Annotated in this window: 1 protein-coding gene; it reads right to left on the reverse strand. The window is 64.9% G+C overall.

What is annotated here, in order from left to right; genetic code table 11:
- A partial coding sequence (locus LRQ04_RS20495; protein WP_235522143.1) for an HNH endonuclease signature motif containing protein occupies nucleotides 1-1,043 on the reverse strand: 1,043 nt, incomplete at both ends.

A 1,043-nucleotide genomic window follows, 5' to 3' on the forward strand; every position in this document is an offset into this window, starting at 1 on the left:
GCCGTTGGTGTTGGTGATGGTCCATTGTTCTTTGTGGATGAGGTGGTGGTGGTGGGAGCAGAGGAGGGTTCCGTTTTCTGTTCCTGTGGTTCCGCCGTGGGACCAGTAGGTGATGTGGTGGGCTTCGCACCAGGGTGCGGGCATGGTGCAGTCGGGGAAGGCGCAGCCGCCGTCGCGGGCGGTGATGGCTTTGCGGATGTGGGGTGGGAAGATCCGGGTGGTGCGGCCGATGTCCAGGACGCGGGAGTCGGTGCCGAGCAGGACGGGGATGATGTCGGCGTCGCAGGCGATTTTGCGGATGGTGTTGGGGTGGAGGGGGCCGGTGAACGTCGCGGTGCCGGTGCCAGTGCCAGTGCCGGTGCCGGTGCCGGTGCCCGTGCCGCTGCCAGTACCAGGACCGGTGCCGCTGCTGGTGCTGGGGTTTGTGCCGGTGCTGGTGGTGGTCTTGGTGTCTGGGTTGGTGGGTGTGTTGTTGTGGGTGAGTTGGTCCAGGAGGTCTTGGTGGCTGATGGTGACGGTGAGTTGGGGTCGGAGTCCGCCGTTGGTGGGGAGTTTGCCGGTGGTCATCGCGAGGTTGCAGGCGCCGACGAGGCCGTCGAGGAGTTTTTGTGGCCGGGAGCGCCGGTCCAGATCCTCGCTGGTGGGTTGGGTGGTGTGTCGGGGGTTGGTGGCGGTGTTCATGACGGTGGTGAGGGTTTCGTATTGTTCGGTGGTGGCGAAGATTTCGAGGTGGTGCAGTCCGTAGCGGCGTCGGCGGCGGAGGAAGGTTCCTTGGTGTTGGCGGAGGGTTTCTTCGGAGGGTTCGGTTCCGTCTTGGTCGATCCTGTCGGTCCAGCGTTGGGCCATTTTGGTGAGGAAGTCCGGGTCGCTTTCGGTTGCGGTTCTGGTCAGGGCGTGTTCCATGCGGGTGAGGGTTTCGGCGTCGGTGAGGTGCCGGACTTTATCCAGGGCGGTGCTGATGATCGTGGCGGAGCGGGAGGGTATTTGGGCTGATCCGATCGCGTCGGCGAGCGTTTCCCGTCGGGCGGGGAGGGATTGTCCGG

This window comes from Paenarthrobacter sp. AR 02, from assembly GCF_021538675.1.
GTDB lineage: Bacteria > Actinomycetota > Actinomycetes > Actinomycetales > Micrococcaceae > Arthrobacter.